The 19546-nt window shown below is 33.6% G+C and carries 19 protein-coding genes; 5 read left to right on the plus strand and 14 right to left on the minus strand.

Annotated features, from left to right (window positions below):
* Positions 1–87 precede the first annotated feature (87 nt).
* The 10 genes from VLC96_RS14275 to VLC96_RS14320 form a co-directional block, all read right to left on the minus strand.
* Positions 88–240: a DUF4295 domain-containing protein gene (locus VLC96_RS14275; RefSeq protein WP_325263970.1), complete on the minus strand. Its 153-nt coding sequence runs from the start codon at positions 238–240 to the stop codon at positions 88–90.
* Between the two features lie 9 nt (positions 241–249).
* Positions 250–432: a 50S ribosomal protein L33 gene (gene rpmG / locus VLC96_RS14280; protein WP_017495179.1), complete on the minus strand. Its 183-nt coding sequence runs from the start codon at positions 430–432 to the stop codon at positions 250–252.
* A 27-nt stretch (positions 433–459) separates the two neighbouring features.
* Positions 460–696, minus strand: coding sequence for a 50S ribosomal protein L28 (rpmB, locus tag VLC96_RS14285; protein WP_024980263.1), 237 nt, complete (start codon positions 694–696; stop codon positions 460–462).
* Positions 697–771: 75 nt separating this feature from the next.
* Complete coding sequence (locus VLC96_RS14290) at positions 772–2022, minus strand: competence/damage-inducible protein A (RefSeq protein WP_325263971.1); 1251 nt, start codon at positions 2020–2022, stop codon at positions 772–774.
* A 97-nt stretch (positions 2023–2119) separates the two neighbouring features.
* Positions 2120–2464, minus strand: coding sequence for an Hpt domain-containing protein (locus VLC96_RS14295; protein ID WP_325263972.1), 345 nt, complete (start codon positions 2462–2464; stop codon positions 2120–2122).
* A complete protein-coding gene (locus VLC96_RS14300) occupies positions 2464–3075 on the minus strand; it encodes a fumarylacetoacetate hydrolase family protein (RefSeq protein ID WP_325263973.1) in 612 nt (203 codons plus the stop codon). Before VLC96_RS14300 ends, VLC96_RS14295 begins: the two co-directional genes overlap by 1 nt.
* Positions 3076–3151: 76 nt before the next feature.
* Positions 3152–3922 carry a 3'-5' exonuclease gene (locus tag VLC96_RS14305; RefSeq protein ID WP_325263975.1) on the minus strand — a complete coding sequence of 257 codons (771 nt, stop codon included), beginning with the start codon at positions 3920–3922 and terminating at the stop codon, positions 3152–3154.
* Between the two features lie 166 nt (positions 3923–4088).
* Positions 4089–5402, minus strand: a complete 1314-nt coding sequence (locus tag VLC96_RS14310; protein WP_325263977.1) for a dihydrolipoamide acetyltransferase family protein — start codon at positions 5400–5402, stop codon at positions 4089–4091.
* A gap of 65 nt (positions 5403–5467) precedes the next feature.
* Positions 5468–6643 (minus strand): glycosyltransferase family 2 protein, encoded by a 1176-nt coding sequence (locus VLC96_RS14315; protein WP_325263978.1) that lies wholly within the window; start codon positions 6641–6643, stop codon positions 5468–5470.
* 83 nt (positions 6644–6726) lie between these two features.
* Positions 6727–7911, minus strand: coding sequence for a BamA/TamA family outer membrane protein (locus VLC96_RS14320; RefSeq protein ID WP_325263979.1), 1185 nt, complete (start codon positions 7909–7911; stop codon positions 6727–6729).
* 152 nt (positions 7912–8063) lie between these two features.
* Between VLC96_RS14320 and VLC96_RS14325 the strand changes: the two genes are divergently transcribed.
* The 5 genes from VLC96_RS14325 (at position 8064) to VLC96_RS14345 (ending at position 12714) form a co-directional block, all read left to right on the plus strand.
* Complete coding sequence (locus tag VLC96_RS14325) at positions 8064–9017, plus strand: T9SS C-terminal target domain-containing protein (protein WP_325263980.1); 954 nt, start codon at positions 8064–8066, stop codon at positions 9015–9017.
* Positions 9018–9482: 465 nt separating this feature from the next.
* Complete coding sequence (locus VLC96_RS14330; protein WP_325263982.1) at positions 9483–10490, plus strand: sugar kinase; 1008 nt, start codon at positions 9483–9485, stop codon at positions 10488–10490.
* Positions 10491–10541: 51 nt separating this feature from the next.
* A complete protein-coding gene (locus VLC96_RS14335) occupies positions 10542–11585 on the plus strand; it encodes a sugar kinase (protein ID WP_325263984.1) in 1044 nt (347 codons plus the stop codon).
* A 9-nt stretch (positions 11586–11594) separates the two neighbouring features.
* Positions 11595–12044: a NanQ anomerase/TabA/YiaL family protein gene (locus VLC96_RS14340; protein WP_325263986.1), complete on the plus strand. Its 450-nt coding sequence runs from the start codon at positions 11595–11597 to the stop codon at positions 12042–12044.
* A 4-nt stretch (positions 12045–12048) separates the two neighbouring features.
* Positions 12049–12714 carry a beta/alpha barrel domain-containing protein gene (locus VLC96_RS14345; protein ID WP_325263988.1) on the plus strand — a complete coding sequence of 222 codons (666 nt, stop codon included), beginning with the start codon at positions 12049–12051 and terminating at the stop codon, positions 12712–12714.
* Positions 12715–13047: 333 nt separating this feature from the next.
* On the opposite strand, the gene VLC96_RS14350 is transcribed toward VLC96_RS14345, so the two are convergent.
* The 4 genes from VLC96_RS14350 to VLC96_RS14365 form a co-directional block, all read right to left on the minus strand.
* The gene (locus VLC96_RS14350) at positions 13048–14571 is read right to left on the minus strand and encodes an MFS transporter (protein ID WP_325263989.1); all 1524 of its coding nucleotides are present in this window, start codon (positions 14569–14571) and stop codon (positions 13048–13050) included.
* Between the two features lie 575 nt (positions 14572–15146).
* On the minus strand, positions 15147–16148 hold the full coding sequence (locus tag VLC96_RS14355; RefSeq protein ID WP_325263991.1) for a GntR family transcriptional regulator: 1002 nt from the start codon (positions 16146–16148) through the stop codon (positions 15147–15149).
* A gap of 183 nt (positions 16149–16331) precedes the next feature.
* Positions 16332–17657, minus strand: coding sequence for a xylose isomerase (gene xylA, locus VLC96_RS14360; protein WP_325263993.1), 1326 nt, complete (start codon positions 17655–17657; stop codon positions 16332–16334).
* Positions 17658–17668: 11 nt separating this feature from the next.
* Positions 17669–19147 (minus strand): xylulokinase, encoded by a 1479-nt coding sequence (locus VLC96_RS14365; protein WP_325263994.1) that lies wholly within the window; start codon positions 19145–19147, stop codon positions 17669–17671.
* Between the last annotated feature and the right edge of the window lie 399 nt (positions 19148–19546).

Raw genomic sequence — 19546 nt, forward strand, 5'->3', positions numbered from 1 at the left:
AGCCCTTACTAAAATCGGCGGAGCAAATATAAAAATAAAAAAGCTACTTCCGAATGAAAGTAGCTTTTCTATATGCTGTATTGTAAATTATTTCTTTTTCATGAATTCGTCAACTGCCTCAGGAGACATGATTGATTCTACGAAAACATATGCTCCTGTTTTTGGAGATTTCACCATTTTGATGGCTTTTGTTAATCTCTTTGAAGCTGTCTGTAATGTTGCTACGGTTTTCTTTGCCATGACTAATTATTATTTAATTTCTTTATGAACAGTTACACGCTTCAAGATTGGATTAAATTTCTTAATCTCTAATCTGTCTGGAGTATTTTTCTTGTTCTTTGTTGTTATGTATCTTGAAGTCCCTGCAACACCTGATGTTTTGTGTTCAGTACATTCTAAAATTACCTGGATTCTATTTCCTTTCTTTGCCATCTTGCTATTTTTTTATTTTGGAAAAGATTATTTAATAAATCCTTCTGACTGCGCTTTTTTCAAAACAGCAGCGATTCCATTTTTATTAATTGTTTTTATCGTAGATGCTGCTACTCTAAGAGTAATCCATCTATCTTCTTCTGGAAGATAAAAACGCTTTTTAACTAAGTTTACAGAAAATTTTCTCTTAGTTTTGTTCATAGCGTGAGAAACGTTATTTCCTACCATCGCTCTTTTACCTGTAAGGTCACAAACTCTTGACATTATACTTATCTTTTATCGTTATTCAAAATCAGGGTGCAAAGTAAAGGAAAATAAACCTATTAACCAAAAAAAATATTACACTTTTTTTGAAATTTCTTTAAGCAATATTTCCAACCCTTTTATACTAGCTCTATCTATCACTTTTTCACGCGGTTGACCAAAATTAAACATTTCAACCAGCACTTCATTTGGGGTCGCAACAGCGATGTAAACCGTTCCTACATCGGCATCTGACTCCCCTTTAGAGGGTCCTGCATTACCTGTTGTTGCAATTGCATAGTCTGTTTTTAGTAATATTTTCGCGTTCAAAGCCATAGTTTCAGCGACTTCCGCACTTACAACGGTATGTTTTTCTATCAAACTTTTAGAAACATTCAACACGTTCTCTTTTACTTGCGTCGAATATGCAACCACACTTCCTTTAAAATAATTAGAGGCACCTGGAACCGAACTTAGCAATTGTGCAATAGTTCCTCCCGTACAACTTTCGGCAGTAGAAATCGTTGCGTTTTTCTTTGACAACATTCGACCCAAAACAACTTCAATAGGCTCATCTTCTTCAAAACCTACGATAATATCACCTATTATTTCAGTCAAAGATTGTACATTTTTCTCTATTGACTTTTCTAACATTTCCTTATCAACGCCTCTTGCTGAAAGCCTTAATCGAACTCTTCCTGGCGCAGGTAAATAAGCCAACTTTATATATTCGGGTAAATTATTCTCCCAATCTTCGATTTGTTCAGCTACCGCACTTTCTCCTCTTCCATAAGTCAAAATTGTTTTATGCAAAATATATGGACGATTATATTCTCTAATTATCTTAGGGATAATTTCATTTTCGACTAAATATTTCATTTCAAAAGGCACGCCTGGAAGCGAAACAAAAACTGTATTATCTTTTTTGATCCACATTCCGGGAGCAGTTCCCACTTCATTATGAAGCACCGTACATTTTGAAGGAACTAAAGCCTGATCTTTATTAATTTGAGTAATAGGCCGCTTATAAAAACCTTCTATAAGCTGCGTTACATGCGCGAGAACTGCTTCATCAACAACTAACTCATCATCAAAATATTCACAAAACGTCTTCTTTGTAATATCATCTTTCGTTGGTCCTAAACCACCTGTGATAATAACAATATCGACTGTATTTTGAAGCTCTGAAAAAGTATTTAGAATATGATCTTTAGAATCACTTATAGACAACATTTCATAAACCTCAACACCAATTTTATCTAATGATTTGGCAATAAAGCCTGAATTTGTGTCAACAATCTGACCAATTAAAATCTCATCTCCAATTGTAACTATGGCTGCTTTCATACTTTTAGCATTTTGTTAAATAAAAAAAATCCAACTGTTGTTTTGATACAACTGTCAGATTCTTTTACATACTATTATTCAAAATTAAAACAACAATTTAAAGATCGAAATCTTTTCTCAGCTCTTTTATAGCATCTTTAACTTGTGATTTAACGCTCTTATAAGTTTCTATTATTTCTTTCTTTTTGCCTTCAGTTTTAGTCCAGGCTTCAATTTGCAGGATTTCTTCGAATGCAACATTCAAACCAAGTAGATCTAAAGTCGGTTTCATTTTATGCGCAAAAGCATAAGCTTGTTTGTAATCTTTATTCTTGATTCCTTCGCCAATTTGCGCCAAATCTTCAGGAACTTCGGTAACGAATAAATTCAAAATTTCATTAACAAATTCTGGATCATTATCTGAAAGTGCGTACACTTTTGCTAAGTTATATTTTATAGCCATTATTTTATTTGTATTCTAAATAGTTTTTGTCCTTCTAAAAATCCTTCTAGAACATCATTTGGTTTTACTGCTGCAACCCCAGCTGGTGTTCCTGTAAAAATAATATCACCAATTTTTAAAGTGAAAAATTGAGAAACATATGAAACCAACTCATCAATGCTCCACAGCATCATATTAGAATTCCCTTCTTGTACTGTAGTATTATTATTTTTGAGCTCAAAAGTAATATTTTCCAATGAAACAAATTGATTTTTAGGCAAAAAATCACCTATTACAGCCGATCCATCAAATGCTTTGGCTTTTTCCCAAGGCAATCCTTTTTCTTTCAGCTTTGCTTGCAAATCTCTTGCTGTAAAATCTATTCCAACACTTATTTCATCATAATATTTATGAGCAAATTTAGGTTCAATGTATTTTCCAACCTTATTTATTTTAACAATAATTTCCAATTCATGATGAACATCTTCCGAAAATTCAGGAATCACAAAAGGATGTTGTTTCAATAAAACCGCCGAATCAGGCTTCATAAAAACAACTGGCTCTGAAGGCCGTTCATTTTTTAATTCTTCAATATGACTGGCATAATTTCTGCCGATACAGATTATTTTCATTTCTTTTTTAGTTGCTGAGTTGCTGAGTTGCAAAGTTACTAAGCTTTTAATCTTAAAACCTTAGCAACTCAGAAACTTACTTCGTATTTAATTTTCTCAATTTAATTGCCGTTAACACCTTTTTGGTATATAAAGGAAAATCTGCATTTTGAATCCAGCTGTAATAACCAGGTTCGATTTCCAGGATTTTTTCAACTTTGGCCCCTTTGTGTTTTCCGAAAGTAAAAATCTCTTCTCCGTCAGCGTCAAAGGCAATCATTCCTGCGAAGTCGGCTATTTTTTTACGGGTTGTAAACTCAGCTAATGATCTCATATCGTTTTCCAACTCTGGGTATCGATCCAATTGTGCTTTTAATATTTCATAAGTTGCCATCGTATCGGCTTCGGCTGAATGTGCATTTTCCAGACTTTTTCCACAATAAAATTTCAAAGCAGCACTCAAAGTACGCTCTTCCATTTTATGAAAAATAGTCTGAACATCTACAGAAACTCTATTTTTCATATCAAAATCAACATCTGCACGCAACAATTCTTCGGCCAACAATGGAATATCGAAACGGTCTGAATTAAATCCAGCCAAATCGCTATCCTTTATCATATTATATATCTGAGGCGCTAATTCCTTAAAAGTAGGTTCATTGGCAACTTTTTCATTAGTCACACCATGAATTGCAGAAGATTGTGGTGGAATTGGAATCGTTGGATTCACCAACCATGTTTTGCTTTCTTTATTTCCATTTGGAAAAACTTTAAAAATTGATATTTCTACAATCCTATCTTTTCCAATGTCGATTCCTGTTGTTTCAAGGTCGAAAAAACAAATTGGCTTATTGAGTTTGAGTTCCATTTTTTGTATTTAATGGCAACAAATATAAAAATTTGAGCCTGATTATATGGTAATTTATGAATTAAAAAAAGTTGCTAAGTTTCTAAGCTACTAATCTCATTAGTGACTTAAAAACTTAGCAACTAAGTATTCATTTATCAAAACATTTCTTTTTCTGGAATAAAGATTAATAATCCCTATTTACATCAAATGCTTCCAGATATTCGGCAACACGTTTTACAAAACTTCCGCCTAATGCACCATCAACAACACGATGATCATAACTGTGAGACAAGAACATTTTTTGTCGGATTCCAATGAAATCACCTTCTGGAGTTTCAATTACTGCAGGCACTTTTCGAATTGCGCCCAAAGCCAATATCCCAACTTCTGGCTGATTGATGATTGGCGTTCCGAATACACTTCCAAAACTTCCAACATTGGTAACTGTATAAGTACCTCCTTGTGTGTCGTCTGGCTTTAACTTGCCTAGTTTAGCACGGTTTCCTAAATCATTTACCGCTTTTGCCATACCAACCAAATTCAGTTGATCGGCATTTTTAATAACAGGAACAATTAAATTTCCATTTGGCAAAGCCGCAGCCATTCCCAAATTAATATCTTTCTTTTTTATAATAAAATCGCCCTGAACTGATATATTCATGCCTGGATAATCTTTAAGCGCTTTTGCAACAGCCTCCATGAAAATAGGAGTAAAAGTTAATTTCTCACCTTCTCTTTTTTCGAAAGTATTTTTAACTCTGTCTCTCCATTTTACAATATTGGTCACATCCACCTCAATAAAAGACTGCACATGTGCCGAAGTTTGAACAGAAGCCGTCATGTATCCAGAAATCAGCTTGCGCATTCTGTCCATTTCAATAATTTCGTCTCCCCCATTAACTGAAGTCGCAGAAACTGTTTGTACAGGAGCACTTTTTACAACTTCTTTTACAGCTTCAACCGTTTTGGCAGGCGCAATAATATTTGTTGGTTGTGATCCTCTGTTTTTTATATAATTTAAAATATCATCTTTTGTAACACGCCCATCTTTACCAGAACCTGCAATGCTTTCCAATTCAGCCAATGAAATACCTTCTTCTTTTGCAATGTTTTTTACCAATGGGGAAAAGAATTTGTCACTCTCGAAGAAACTAACTGGAGCAGAAACAGTTTCTTTAGCAACATCAATTGTTTTTTGAATTTCCTCAACAATAGCTTCTGAAACGTCTGGAGCGGAAACCTCAACATTATTATTAGCTTCAGTCTCAATAATAGCAATAGTTTCACCAACTTGAACCAAATCGTCTTTACTAAATAATTTTTCAACAAGAACACCTGAAACCTCAGACGGAACTTCTGAATCAACTTTATCGGTTGCGATTTCCAGAACAGCTTCGTCGGCTTCAATTTTGTCGCCAACTTCTTTTAACCAATTTGTGATGGTTGCTTCTGCAATGCTTTCTCCCATTTTAGGAAGCTTTAACTCAAATCTTGCCATATTTTTAATCTAAAAGATGATTTTGATTTTATTTTTGCGAAATTAATCAATGTTTTGTAAATAAATTACATAAAATATAATTTTATTTTCACCACTTCTCCTTTATCATTTGGAGAATCACTTCCAATAATAAAATCTGTATTTTTAGGTATTATTCTAAAGACAATATTCTTTTTAGAATACCTTTCCTGAATTTTGATACAATCTTTAAAGGACACAAATTCATTATCTAATATAATCTGTAACCCATTTCTTATTGAATTTGACAGCAAATTTACCTCTTTTTCTTCTTTCCAATTAAGAAAATTTACCTTTTTTTGGACAAGTTTACTTAATATTTCAACCAGCGTTTCCGAAGCAGATATAAGTAAATAATTTTCAGGATTGATTTTAGTTTTGGCTCGTCCCTGAATTCTTTTTATCAAAGAAAAAAATACAATTCCAATTTTCATAAATGCCGAAAAAAGAAAAGAAACCTTAAAATGTTTTTTATAAAAAAATTCCATTGCTTCTTGGAATCGTTTCATGTAAACAGCATTTTTGCTCGTACTTTCTCCTTTATAATGTATCACCGAAGTTTCATGAAAATAATAGTTCTTTTTGCCTTTTTGCAACACCATATAAGACAAATCGATATCATCAGAATACATGAAACAATCCTCATCGAAACCTCCAACTTCGTTGTACACTTCTTTTTTCATAAACATAAAAGCACCTACTAATATTTCGACTTCAGCAGTTTGATCTTTCGAAACGTGTTGCGCATAATATTGATTAAAAAGCTTTGATTTTGGGAATAATTTGTACAAACTCGTCACTTTTGTAAAAGCAACCCAAGGAGTTGGAATTCCTCTTTTGCTTTCGGGAAGAAAATTTCCTGCGCCATCGATGAGCTTCACTCCTATTATTCCTAAGTTTTGTGTGTTTTTTGCAAATGCCAATACTTTTTCGAAAGTATCTTCGGCGACAACTGTATCGGGGTTTAAAATACAAATATAATCTCCGTTGGCATGAGCAACTCCTATATTATTCCCTTTTGGAAAGCCAAGATTATGATCGTTTTGAATGAGTCTGACATTTGGAAAACGACGTTTTATCATTTCGCAACTATCGTCAGAGGAATTATTATCTACGACAATAATTTCTGAATCAATGTTTTTTAAAGCACTGTCGACACTTAAAACACAGAGTTCCAAAAAATAGCGAACATTATAATTGAGGATAATAACTGATAATTGCATTTTTCAAAGATAGATTTTAAGTCACAAAGTCACAAAAAATCCTTGTAACAAAGTCTGTCCCATCAAATTTATTGTTTTGAAGCTTAAAAATTCTCTGAAAGTCCTACTCTAAAAGTCCAGTCATCTTTACTTATTCCGTAATCTATAGTTAGATTACAATCATTTATTTTATTCCATTTTATTCGCAATCCTGTACCGATTGCTGGAGTCCAATTATCAAAACGATAGGTATCCAAATCGGATACTGAAGATAAATTCCCGTAAAATACTGCCCCAAGAAAACCATTTCTTGTAATATCGGTGCGGTATTCAGCTTCCATATATAATAATGAGTTGGAACGATAGCGGTTGCGGGTAAATCCTCTACCGGTTTTACCATAACGATCCCAACCAACGCTAGGCAAATCTAAATAATGTGGTTTCCCATCGAAAACTGCCCAATAAAAAAGACGCGTTGCCAATACTTTATGACGAATTTCACTTAAAGAATGATATTTTCGGGCATCGACATATAACGATTGCCAATTCGTATCACTACCAAACACATTGGAATTAATCCGATAATCTATCTCCACATAATAACCTTGGTTTGCATTCAAAATATTTTTGCGGGAATCGTATAAGGCCTGAAAAGCAATTCCCGACGAAAGTTCATCTGAATAATTTCCCTGTTGATATTTATAAAAATCTGTTGGAACATCGATTTCACTATCTTCAGAAATACTTTCATACTTATCCAATTGAAATCCAAGTCCTAAACGAAAATCTCCTTTAATTTTTCGACTTATAAATTGATAAAAACGAATTTGGTGATAGTCTACTTCAGATTGTGGTTCTTTCGAACTGTTTCCGCCCAAACCATAAGTAAACTGAGGATAAATCATAAATCTATAATCTCCAATAAAATTGTATTTGTTATCTTTTGTATAAATATAGGACTGCACCGGGAAAGAATACTGACCAGTAAAACTTGTGGTTGGGGTAAAATAAACTTCGGACATTTTAGTGCTGTCGTGATTTTCATCCATATAAAAAGTCGTCACAAAAGACACAACAATCCCACCTTCAGAGCTTTTCATATCAGGAGCCGGCATCAACGAAAAAGCAATTTTGCTTTGATCCTCTCTTTTTTTTACACTATCCTTATCTATAAAAATACTTTTTAGAATCTGCTTCATATCCAAATCATTACTCTTAAAATCGATTTTCTGTGAAAACAAAGAAAATGGAGAAATAAGCACAAAAAACAGAAGTAAATTTTGTTTCATGAAACCCATAATTTGATTGGATTGTAAGAAATAGTTTTTATTTCAAATATAACAAAAAAAGGACAGAATTTGAAGCTATCAACAAGGTATTGAGACTAATAGGTTTTTGATTATTTATTTAATAACTTGCTTATGATTTATATATTCTGACAATGTTCAAATATTTAATACTATCTTTTTTATTCATTACTACTTCGTATAGTCAAATCTCAGGCTGTACAGATATTTTTGCTTCCAATTTTGATCCAAATGCAACCGAAAACAATGGAAGTTGCTGGTATCGCAATACAAAAGTAAGAGCAAAATCTTCTACAAAAATTGATGCATCGCTTTCTGAAACTTCTGGTTTAATTGATTTTGAAGGATTAATTTGGACATTCAATGACGACCATGATAATACAATTTATGGTTTGGACACAAAAGGAGAAATCAAAAGAAAAATTAATCTCGAAGGAATTAAAAACAATAACTGGGAAGAAATTTCACAAGACAGCCTATACTTATATATAGGAGATTTTGGTAATAATATACAAGGCAACAGAAGAGATTTGGAGATTTTAAAAATTGAAAAAAAGTCTTTTTTGACAGGAACACCACAAATAGAAACCATTGCTTTTTCCTATTCCAACCAAACTGATTTCTCTGGAAAAGAAGTAAATACGACCGACTTTGATTGCGAAGCATTTATAGTATTAAAAGATAGCATTTACCTCATCACCAAACAATGGACAGCTGAGAAAACAAGTATTTATTCTTTACCAAAAAATCCTGGAAAATATATTGCCCATCTCAGAGAAACACTGGATGTACACGGACTGATAACCGGCGCAACGACAATACCATCAAAAAAAGAAGTTGTTTTATGTGGATACACCAAATTATTACAACCTTTTTTGCTACTGCTTTATGATTATCAAAACGAGGCTTTTTGGACAGGTAACAGGCGAAAAATCAAAGTGTCACTTCCATGGGAACAAATCGAAGGAATAACAACTGAAGATGGATCCTTATTTTACCTCAGCAATGAATCGATAATAAGGAAGCCTTTTATAAACAGTCCGCAACGATTACATATAATAGATTTAAGTCCTTTTTTTAAAAAATAACCTCATCAAATCATATCAATTATTATTTTGAAAAGCAATTTCGAAATGATTTTAAACCCAACTAAGGCATCAGGAAGTTTTGCAAAATTAACACCAAATTGTGTTGCACAGAAAGTAGATAAAATCACAACATTACCATAATCTTTTTTCTAACATTCAATAAAAACATTTTCCTGCGATTATTTTTTTCAGCTTTAATATTATTTCACAACTAAAAGAGCTTAAGGTCTTTAAAAAAAAATATTTTTTTTTATTTTTTTTTAAGATTAATAATACCGCTAGTATAAAGCACAAAAAACTGAGTTTTAGAACCTTATCTTTGAAGCATAAGGGTAATTTTACTAAAACGATTACACGAATATTGTTAAAAGCACGTTTATATTTTTTTAGCCATGTTTTTTACCTATGTTTTTTTTATATTTGTAGAATTCGTGTGCGAACACAAAAATCATTTTACCAATTATTATGTCTAAAAGAATTGTAACTTTTGGAGAAATACTATTGAGACTTTCTCCTCCAAGTCATTTGAGACTTACGCAGGCTAGCTCATTTGATTTATATTATGGTTGTGCAGAAGCAAATGTTGCAGCATCACTATCAAAATTTGGACTCCCAGTTAAATTTATAACAGCTGTTCCGTCAAATGAATTGGGCGAATCATCACTAAGCATGTTACGTTCCTTTGCAGTTGAACCTATTGCTATTACCACAGGAAAAAGACTAGGAATTTATTATTTTGAACAAGGAGCTTCAGAAAGACCCGGAAAAGTAGTTTATGACAGAGAAGATTCTTCTTTTTCAACTTTGAAAAGAGGTATGATCGATTGGGAAACGATTTTTAAAGATGCTGACTGGTTCCATTGGTCAGGTATAACACCATCCCTATCTCAGGATTTAGCAGATTTATGCAAAGAAGCATTAGAGTTTGCCACCAAAATGGGATTAACAATATCAGCCGATTTAAACTACAGACCTAAGCTTTGGCAATATGGCAGACAAGCCAACGAAATAATGCCTGACTTAGTACAACATTGCGACTTATTATTAGGTGGAATAGATGAATCTGAAAAAGTTTTAGGTGTTCCAAGAAATGAATCAGATACTGAAGAAGTTGTTTTTGCAAATTGGATGAAAGTCTTCCCTAAATTAAAAAATATAGTCTCTACACATCGAATGGATGCTAATGCTTCATCAAACGGTATTAGTGCATCATTATGGAATGGCGAAAATTTGCTTAATTCAAGAAGATATAATATCTCTCACATTATTGACAGAATTGGTGCCGGAGATGCTTTTATGGCAGGAATTATATACGGATTAATTACTTGGCCCGAAGATCAACAAACTGCCCTTGAATTTGCAGTGGCAGCAACTTGTTTAAAACACTCGATTTCGGGTGATATCAATTTGGCAACTGTCAATGAAATAAAAGCGCTTATGGGCGGGTCTGGCGGCGGACGCGTATCCAGATAATCAAAAAAGTATTAGAATAAACAATAAATATAAATAACAATTAAAACAAAAATGGGAAAAAGAGTAGTAACATTTGGTGAGATAATGTTAAGATTAGCACCACAAGGATTTTTAAGATTTTCACAAGCAGACAATTTTGATGTTGTATATGGAGGTGGAGAATCGAATGTAGCTGTATCACTAGCAAACTTTGGAATTCCAGTTGATTTTGTAACACGTTTACCAAAAAATGACATTGGAGAATGCGCAATGATGGAAATGCGTAAAAGAGGAGTTGGTGTAGATAATATTGTTTGGGGTGGAGATCGTCTTGGAATTTATTTCCTTGAAACTGGTGCTGTAAGCCGTGGAAGTAAAGTGGTTTATGATAGAGCTCACTCTTCTATGTCTGAAATCCAACCAGGAATGATCAATTGGGAAAAAGTTTTTGAAGGTGTAGAATGGTTCCACTGGACTGGTATTACTCCAGCAATTTCTCAAAGTTCTGCTGATGCATGTTTAGAAGCTGTAAAAGCGGCTAGCAAATTAGGAATAACAATTTCAACTGACTTGAACTACCGTGCAAAACTTTGGAAATACGGTGGAGATCGTGAGAAAATCATGACTGAATTAACATCTTACTGCGATGTGATTTTAGGAAATGAAGAAGATGCTGAAATGCACTTTGGTATTAAACCAGAAGGATTAGCTGTTCAAACTCACGGACACGATGTTAAAGCTGAAGCCTTCTTATCTGTTTGTCAACAAATGATGGAGAAATTCCCAAAAGCTAAAAAAGTAATTACAACACTTAGAGGTTCTATCTCAGCTTCTCACAACACTTGGGCAGGAGTTTTATACGATGGAAAACAAATGTTGCAAACTCGTCAATACCAAATTACTGATATCGTTGATAGAGTTGGTGGTGGAGATTCATTCATGGGAGGTTTGATCTACGGATTATTGACTTATCCAAATGACGACCAAAACGCTTTAGATTTTGCTGTTGCTGCATCTTGCTTGAAACACACTATCAAAGGTGATGCTAACTTAGTTACTGTTGATGAAGTATCTAAACTTATGGGTGGTGATGCTTCTGGTAGAGTTGCTAGATAATCAGAAATTATGATAATAGATACATTAAATAACGGATCAAAATACACTAGCTTACACCCTTTGTTTGCAAAAGCTTTTGATTTCATAAATCAAAATGATATTGCAGCACTTGAAGACGGAACAATCCAAATCGAGGAAGGTCTAAAAGTAATTGTAAGCAAAGCAAACGGTAAAACTAGAGAAACTAGTTTAGCTAAATTTGAATGTCATGACAAAAACATTGATATTCAGGTTTGTGTAAAAGGATTGGAAACTATAGCTTGGAAACCAAGAGAAAAATGCGTTACACCAAATGGAGATTATAATCCAGAGAAAGATGTACGTTTTTTCAATGATACTCCTGATATGGATTTTCAATTAACAGACGGACAGTTTGTGATATTCTATCCTGGAGACGTTCACGCACCGATGATTGGTGAAGGTGAAATCAAAAAATTGGTATTTAAAGTTAAAATCTAAAAAAATGAGTAAAATTCAAGAAGTAACAGATGCAATTGTAGCACAAGGAATGCTTCCTTTGTACTTTAACGCAGACGAAACTGTAACAATCGAAGTATTAAGAGCTATTTACAGAGCTGGAATTAAAGCTGTTGAATATACAAGCCGTGGAGAAACTGCTTTGAGCAACTTCGCTAAAATGGTTGAAGTTCGTAATGCTGAAATGCCTGGTTTATTATTAGGTATTGGAACTATCAAAAACAAAAAACAAGCTGAAGATTATCTTGCTGTTGGTGCTGATTTTTTCATTAGCCCAGGTTTCGTTCCTGAAGTAGCTGAATTATTAAACAGCAAAGGAATTTTATACAGCCCTGGTTGTATGACTCCTACTGAAATTATTGCTGCTGAAAATGCAGGTGTAAAATTCATCAAATTATTCCCTGGAAACATGTTAGGACCTGATTTCTTAAGCGGAATCAAAGATATTTTCCCAAATCTTGTATTCATGCCAACAGGAGGTGTTGACACTACTGCTGAAAGTATCGGTGGTTGGTTCAAAGCTGGAGTTTCTGCAGTAGGAATGGGAAGTAAATTAATCAGCAAACCATTAATGGCTGCTAAAGATTATGCTAAAATCGAAGCGGATACTAAAGCTGTTTTGAGCTTAGTTAATTCTGCTAGAAGCAAATAATTTAATCTTAACAATAAAACTTTTAATTAAAGTTTAAAGATTAATAAAAGTAAAAGAGGTTGTCTAAATTTAGACAACCTCTTTTTTTATTTCACACATAAAGGACTTAAAATTCTAAATATTAATTAGCTAAAAAGAAGTAAATCATAAATCGCCACTGATTAAATGATTTTCACAGATTTCGATTAATACATAGAATATTGTAGATAATTTTTAACTTCTAAAGTAAATAATTTCACATTAATCAATAAAAAAAGGACAGTCTATAAAAACTATCCTTTTTTTGTAATTGAATTTATTTCTTACAGTTCTTAATCAGAACCAACATTCAAATTAATTAGTTATTGGTGTATGTCTAGGAACTAAAAATTTCATTATTCCCCAAGCAATCAAATAAGAAAAAGCACAAATAGTGAACATAATTCCATAAGAAATAGACACATTTGATGAAATAAAGTGCTGAGCCTGATCTAATGTTGATGGATCAATCAAAACTTCTTTAAGATTGTCAATTTTTACTGTTTCTAACGGAATAGTATCAGTAGCTTTAATTAATCCCGCTTTACTAGCTTCTAAAACACCTTTTATACGGAAATGATCTTCAAGACCACCTGCCAATAATTGCATCAAAACACCACCTAATCCACCGGCAGCCGCACCTATCCCTGTAACAGAACCGACAGCTTTTTTAGGAAACATATCTGATACCGTTGTAAATAAATTGGCAGACCAAGCTTGGTGAGCAGCTCCACCTAAACTAATAATTGCTACTGCAGCAACAATTCCCCAAGAAGCAGCAACATATTGTGTACTAATCAAAGAAAGTGGCAAAAATGCAATTATTAAAAGGGCTGTCATACGTGCACGGTACGTCTCCCAGCCTTTATTCATGAATGACATTGGAAGTGAACCTCCATAAATAGAACCGATAATTGCAATTCCGTATACCACAAAAGTCGAAATCATTACTGTGTGTTTGGTCTCGATAGGATCCATACCAACGCAGAATTGTTGTTTGATATAGGTTGGCAACCAAAACAAAAGAAACCACCAAATACCATCTGTCATAAATTTACCAGCAACAAATGACCAAGTTTGTTTATAGGTAAGCATTTTGTACCAAGGAACTTTCACCTCTTCAGTAGATGCCGCTACAATCTCATCTTCATCACTGTGAATATAGTCGAATTCAACTTGATTAATTTTTCCTTTTTCTAACATGTTTTTTGGAGAAGAATATAATTTACTCCAAAAAAACAACCAAAGGAAACCTACTAAACCAGTAAGTATAAAGGCCATTTGCCAACCATGGAAAATACCTAAGAAAAGATCATTCCCCTCGTTTGGATTCCAAGCTGCCAGAATAATTGGAATTATTATAGCACAGATCATTGCTCCAACATTAGAACCTGAATTGAATATACCTGTAGCTAATGCACGTTCTTTTTTAGGGAACCATTCGGCAACAGTTTTGATAGATGCTGGAAAGTTTCCTGCTTCACCTGCACCAAAAATACCTCTTGCAACGATGTGTGTAAAAAGACCTTTTCCCATAAAAGCACTAGCAATTCCTGCTAATGACCAACCCACTAAAGAACCTGCCAAGCCTATTTTGGTACCAATTTTATCAATAATAAATCCTGCAAAAAGGGTAAATCCAGCATAAAAGGCAGTAAAAACGGCTGTTAAGAGAGAAAAATCAGTTGCAGACCAACCAAAACCATCAGACGAACAAAAATAATCTTTAAGATAGCCAATTACATTCCTATCCATATAATTAATCGTAGTTGCAAAAAGTAAAAGGGTAACAATTGTCCAGCGATAATTTGTTCTTTTCCCTTCAAGATGATGTGCCATAAAAATTAGTTTTTAAAGAATTAATTCAAAATAAATGTTTTTTGATTCAATGAGATTTAGTAAATAGATCATAAGGGGGATTGAATAAGGTTTTTTCTATTTGTGAGGATTGCTTTTTTCCGTTTTTTTTAACATTTAGCATTTTAAAAAACAATAACTCTAAAATTTATAAAGGCACTTTAAAAAAACCATTTATGCCTCAACCTTATTGGTGTTTTTTTGGTACCAACTACTAAATAATGTCTCTGTTTGTCCAATTTTACAATATCTAAAAAATTTAATGTAATCGATAACACAAAAATAATGTTTATTTTTTGATACACAATTTGACAACCATTTTTTCACTAGATATTAGTGCATTTTTACATAAAAAACATCATTTTTCACTGTCTAAACAAACTTATGCAACGTTTTCGAAAGAAACGATCATGAACAACGTATTTTGCTGACTTTTAATGAATATTTCGAAATTTTCGAGACAAATTTATCCTTTAAACATCCACAAAAAAAGGATAGATTCAGTCATTTTTCTTTGATAAAATAAGCGTTTTCGAAACCAATACAATAATCAATACTTACAAAGATTCTCGGATTATTAAATGTGTTGGGACATAATATTGAATAGGCACTTCATTGGTGACAAATTCGGCTCCTTTGGTTCCCAATTCCATAAAATCGGTAGAGACAACCGAAATGCCTTTGTAGATAAACTTTTTCATCGGAGTTTCATTATACGACAAAAAGCCAACGTCTTTTCCAGGTTCCAAATTTTTGTCTCGACATTGCTCCAAAAACTGACCTAAAATACGATCACTAACGCTGATGTAAGCAATTCCTTTTTTAATTTCAAAAGTTTTTGCGTTTGTTATTATCTTCCATTTAAAACCAAAATCACGACAGAATTTTTTAAAATAATCTAACGACTCTTTTGGGTGGTTGGTGAAATCAGGATACACAAATTGGATTTCCTGATACTTTTCGAACAAACTTTTACCTTCAACCAAAGAATTATAAAATGCCTGCCCAAAATCCTGAAAAATATAGTTGTTATTTTTTTTAGAATAAATATTCCAATCAATCAATAATAATTTTTCATTGGGAATTACAGATAGAATAGTTGAAACCTCGGGGTTATCAAAATTCATTACTATGTACTTATAATACTTCCCTATGCTATTATTGATGATACTTTTGAAATTGTCTATGTTATAATGATGAAATTGCACATCGGTAATAATATTTTCTGGCAAATTGTTGACGAAAGAATGATACAATACCTCTTTATAAGCTTTGAAAGTATCTAAAACCAAGAGTACTTTTCTGGTTTCTCCCAAAACATAATAGCCTTTATTAGGAACCGATTCGATTACTTTTTGTTCTTTTAATATCGAATATGCCTTAAAAACCGTATCTCTGGAAAGCTGGTATTTTTGGCAAATACTATTTACAGAAGGCAATGAATCTCCTTTATCCAAAATATGTTCGCCAATGGCATTATTTATACCATTGATTATTTGTTGGAATTTTGGAATATCACTATCGTGATTAATTTCAAAAGGAAAAGTATCGTGATTCATAAAGTGTACTGTTCTGTTACGGCTTGCTAAATTATAAATTTCTGTGTTTTAAATAAACCATAAAAATGGCATAAACTAATTCCTCGCTGTTCTGAGATTTAAAACAAATAGTAGTAAAAACAAATAGGGCTGAAAATATTCTCAACCCTATTATCATTTTACAAATAACTAATTAGCAAAATTTTAGATGTATTGATTGATAATGTTTTCAAACAATTCTTGTTTTCCGCTCTGCAATTGAAGTTCTCCATTTTCCTGAGCAATTTTGTATAATTCAGTTAGTCCCAATTTTCCTTCTTCGAAAGCTTTTCCGTTTCCAGAATCGAATGAACTGTATCTTTCCGTTCTTAATTTATTGTACTGAGAAGAAGTAATGATTTTATCGGCAGTGATCAATGCTCTTGCAAAAGTATCTGCTCCGCCAATGTGCGCCAAAAATACATCTTCCATATCGGTTGAGTTTCTTCTGATTTTGGCATCAAAATTAATTCCACCACCTTGTAATCCACCTGCTTTTAGGAATACCAACATCGCTTCGGTAGTTTCCTGGATGTTGTTCGGGAATTGGTCTGTATCCCAACCATTTTGGTAATCTCCGCGGTTGGCATCCAAACTTCCTAACATTCCGGCATTGGCAGCCACCTCAATCTCGTGTTGGAAAGTGTGTTGTGCCAAGGTAGCGTGGTTTACCTCGATATTGATTTTGAAATCTTTCTCTAAACCATATTTATGCAAAAAACCGATAGCCGTAGCCGAGTCAAAATCATATTGGTGTTTCATTGGTTCCATTGGTTTTGGCTCAATGAAGAAGTTTCCTTTGAAACCCTGTGCTCTTGCGTAGTCTCTTGCTTTTATCAAAAATTGTCCCATGTGATCCAATTCTCTTCCCATATCGGTATTTAGCAAAGACATATACCCTTCACGGCCTCCCCAGAACACGTAATTTTCTCCGCCTAATGCGATAGTGGCATCCAAAGCTAGTTTTATTTGCCCTCCTGCTCTGGCTAAAACGTTGAAATCCGGGTTGGTAGCCGCACCGTTCATGTATCTTGGGTTCGAAAAGCAGTTTGCAGTTCCCCAAAGCAATTTAATTCCTGATGCTGCTTTCTTTTCTTTTAAATAGTCTGTAATGAAAGCCAAACGTTTTTCTGATTCTGCAAAAGTTGGTCCTTCAGCAATCAAATCGTAATCGTGGAAACAGAAATAGTCAAATCCCATTTTGCTGATAAATTCAAAAGCTGCATCTGCTTTGTCTTTTGCTGCCTGATAAGGGTCTGATGACTGGTCCCAACCAAAATGTTGTGTTCCCGGTCCGAAAGGATCTCCTCCCTGTCCGCAGAAAGTATGCCAGTAAGCGATTGCATATTTAAAATGGTCACGCATGGTTTTTCCTGCTACAACCTGATCCGGATTGTAATATTTAAATGCTAATGGATTATCTGATTCTTTTCCTTCAAATTTAATTTCGCCAATACCCTTAAAGTATTCTTTGTTGCCTATAATTGCCATTTGTTATTGTTTTATTTATTTATAATATGTTCTAATTCTTGTTTCCATTTTTGATATGCTGTCTGGTAAGGTTCGCTGTTTTGCAAAGGCAAAAATGTCATCACATGATCATTTTTAGAAATATTCGAACCAAATTTTTCAAAGTCACCATCTGTCAATCCCACGGCTCTAGCAGCACCTACGGCACCTGTAGTATTGTAAATCTCAATTTCATGCCCGATTAAAGTAGCGACAGTATTGGAGAATATTTCTGAGCGGAATAAGTTATCGTTTCCAGCGCGGATCACTCCGATTGTTGCTTTATCGTCTTTTAGACATTCCATTCCGTAGACAAACGAAAAAGCAATTCCTTCCAATGCCGCTCTGAATAAATGCGAATTACTGTGAATGTTTAAATTTAGATTTAGAAAATGGGTTCCAATGTTTTTATTGTTAAACATACGTTCTGCCCCATTTCCAAAAGGAATTACTACCAAACCTTCTGATCCGATTGCGATTTTTGCCGCTTTATGGTTCATCGATTCATAAGTTTCGTCGCCCATGTTGTTTCGCAACCATCTGTACTGGATTCCGGCTCCGTTGATGTTTAGTAATTTTCCAATTCTTGGATTGGCTTCATCATAATTTACGTGTACAAAATTGTTTACACGAGTGCTTTTGCCCAGCGTGGTATCTGTTACAGCATAAAAAACTCCCGAAGTTCCACCTGTAGCAGCTACATCACCCGGATTTAAAACGTTTAAAGAAAGCGCATTATTGGGTTGATCTCCCGCTCTGTAAACTACCGGTATTCCAACTGGCAATCCTGATTCTTTGGCTCCTTTGTCATTTAAAACTCCCTGATTAGTGAAATTTTCAACAATTGTTGGCGTTTTTGCAGTTTCTATTCCGTAATATTCCAAAAGCCAGTCAGCGACTTTGTTTTCTTTGTAATCCCATAGCATTCCTTCAGACAAACCGTTTTTGGTAGTGGTAATTTCGCCAGTAAGTTTGAAAGCGATAAAATCTCCAGGAAGCATGTATTTATGTACTTTATTGTAAATTTCAGGTTCATTTTCTTTAACCCATTTTAGTTTTGAAGCTGTGAAATTCCCAGGAGAATTCAGTAAATGAGACATACATTTTTCTTCACCTAATTCTGCAAAAGCCTTGTTTCCAATTTCAACAGCTCTACTGTCGCACCAAATAATGGCATTGCGCAAAGAATCACCATTTTCATCTACCACAACCAAACCGTGCATTTGATAGGAAATACCAACTCCGTTTATTTTTGAAGCATCAATATTGGCCTCACGAATAGCTCTTTTGGTTGCCACACAAATATGCTGCCACCACATTTCTGGATCTTGCTCTGCCCAATCCGGCTGCAATGAGACAATTTCCATTTCGTTTTGAGGTTCGTTTAAAACGATTATTTTTTTTCCTGTTTCAGCTTCAACCAAGGCAACCTTTATCGAAGAACTTCCAATATCGTATCCTATATAATACATAATTTATTTAGATTATTTATTTAATGTGTTTACTCGTTCCATATTCGAAATAGAACTCACAATACTCTCATTAATTTTCTTTAAATAATAAAAAAAATATATCAAACACACACGTACTGTTCTGTTCCGTTCTGCTAAATTATAAATATTAATTTTAAAAAAAAATCTTTTTCAAATTTTATTTGTTTTTTAACTGATATTACCAATCAAAATAGCGTTGTGTATTAAAATGTTTACATACAATGCTGTTGGTTCAATTAAAATTTAAATGTTTTATAACAATATAATACCGAAGTTAGAAGCAACGAAACACAGAACAGTTGAAAATAAATATAGAACAACCCTTGTCTTTTTTTGTTTGATTCAAAAAAGTATCTTTGCACTCTCATAATAAAGTTC

It is taken from the genome of Flavobacterium sp., from assembly GCF_035456085.1.
Taxonomy (GTDB): Bacteria; Bacteroidota; Bacteroidia; order Flavobacteriales; family Flavobacteriaceae; genus Flavobacterium.

What these genes read in the sequence shown, in the direction of transcription:
- VLC96_RS14355 (WP_325263991.1), bottom strand. Translation starts at nt 16,148, where the DNA reads ATGAATCACGATACTTTTCCTTTTGAAATTAATCACGATAGTGATATT.
- VLC96_RS14335 (WP_325263984.1), top strand. Translation starts at nt 10,542, where the DNA reads ATGGGAAAAAGAGTAGTAACATTTGGTGAGATAATGTTAAGATTAGCA.
- VLC96_RS14320 (WP_325263979.1), bottom strand. Translation starts at nt 7,911, where the DNA reads ATGAAACAAAATTTACTTCTGTTTTTTGTGCTTATTTCTCCATTTTCT.
- VLC96_RS14350 (WP_325263989.1), bottom strand. Translation starts at nt 14,571, where the DNA reads ATGGCACATCATCTTGAAGGGAAAAGAACAAATTATCGCTGGACAATT.
- VLC96_RS14290 (WP_325263971.1), bottom strand. Translation starts at nt 2,022, where the DNA reads ATGAAAGCAGCCATAGTTACAATTGGAGATGAGATTTTAATTGGTCAG.
- VLC96_RS14275 (WP_325263970.1), bottom strand. Translation starts at nt 240, where the DNA reads ATGGCAAAGAAAACCGTAGCAACATTACAGACAGCTTCAAAGAGATTA.
- VLC96_RS14315 (WP_325263978.1), bottom strand. Translation starts at nt 6,643, where the DNA reads ATGCAATTATCAGTTATTATCCTCAATTATAATGTTCGCTATTTTTTG.
- VLC96_RS14305 (WP_325263975.1), bottom strand. Translation starts at nt 3,922, where the DNA reads ATGGAACTCAAACTCAATAAGCCAATTTGTTTTTTCGACCTTGAAACA.
- rpmB (WP_024980263.1), bottom strand. Translation starts at nt 696, where the DNA reads ATGTCAAGAGTTTGTGACCTTACAGGTAAAAGAGCGATGGTAGGAAAT.
- VLC96_RS14310 (WP_325263977.1), bottom strand. Translation starts at nt 5,402, where the DNA reads ATGGCAAGATTTGAGTTAAAGCTTCCTAAAATGGGAGAAAGCATTGCA.
- VLC96_RS14330 (WP_325263982.1), top strand. Translation starts at nt 9,483, where the DNA reads ATGTCTAAAAGAATTGTAACTTTTGGAGAAATACTATTGAGACTTTCT.
- xylA (WP_325263993.1), bottom strand. Translation starts at nt 17,657, where the DNA reads ATGGCAATTATAGGCAACAAAGAATACTTTAAGGGTATTGGCGAAATT.
- VLC96_RS14345 (WP_325263988.1), top strand. Translation starts at nt 12,049, where the DNA reads ATGAGTAAAATTCAAGAAGTAACAGATGCAATTGTAGCACAAGGAATG.
- VLC96_RS14340 (WP_325263986.1), top strand. Translation starts at nt 11,595, where the DNA reads ATGATAATAGATACATTAAATAACGGATCAAAATACACTAGCTTACAC.
- VLC96_RS14300 (WP_325263973.1), bottom strand. Translation starts at nt 3,075, where the DNA reads ATGAAAATAATCTGTATCGGCAGAAATTATGCCAGTCATATTGAAGAA.
- rpmG (WP_017495179.1), bottom strand. Translation starts at nt 432, where the DNA reads ATGGCAAAGAAAGGAAATAGAATCCAGGTAATTTTAGAATGTACTGAA.
- VLC96_RS14365 (WP_325263994.1), bottom strand. Translation starts at nt 19,147, where the DNA reads ATGTATTATATAGGATACGATATTGGAAGTTCTTCGATAAAGGTTGCC.
- VLC96_RS14295 (WP_325263972.1), bottom strand. Translation starts at nt 2,464, where the DNA reads ATGGCTATAAAATATAACTTAGCAAAAGTGTACGCACTTTCAGATAAT.
- VLC96_RS14325 (WP_325263980.1), top strand. Translation starts at nt 8,064, where the DNA reads ATGTTCAAATATTTAATACTATCTTTTTTATTCATTACTACTTCGTAT.